This is a genomic window from Bacillus cereus group sp. BfR-BA-01492, from assembly GCF_022662815.1.
Classification (GTDB): domain Bacteria; phylum Bacillota; class Bacilli; order Bacillales; family Bacillaceae_G; genus Bacillus_A; species Bacillus_A cereus_BD.
Genome location: NZ_JAKUEH010000075.1, coordinates 1 through 223, shown reverse-complemented (window position 1 = coordinate 223; position 223 = coordinate 1). Strand labels below are relative to the sequence as shown.

Here is a 223-nt window from a genome sequence, read left to right as displayed (position 1 = left end):
TTCCTGAGTAGCGGCGAGCGAAACGGAACATAGCCCAAACCAAGAGGCTTGCCTCTTGGGGTTGTAGGACATTCTATACGGAGTTACAAAGGAACGAGGTAGACGAAGCAGCCTGGAAAGGCTCGTCATAGAAGGTAACAACCCTGTAGTTGAAACTTCGTTCCCTCTTGAATGTATCCTGAGTACGGCGGAACACGTGAAATTCCGTCGGAATCTGGGAGGA

1 rRNA gene is annotated in these 223 nt (G+C 50.2%); it reads left to right on the top strand.

Annotated features, from left to right (window positions below):
* Positions 1-223: ribosomal RNA gene (locus MR063_RS22335) — 23S ribosomal RNA — on the top strand; the annotation flags it as partial.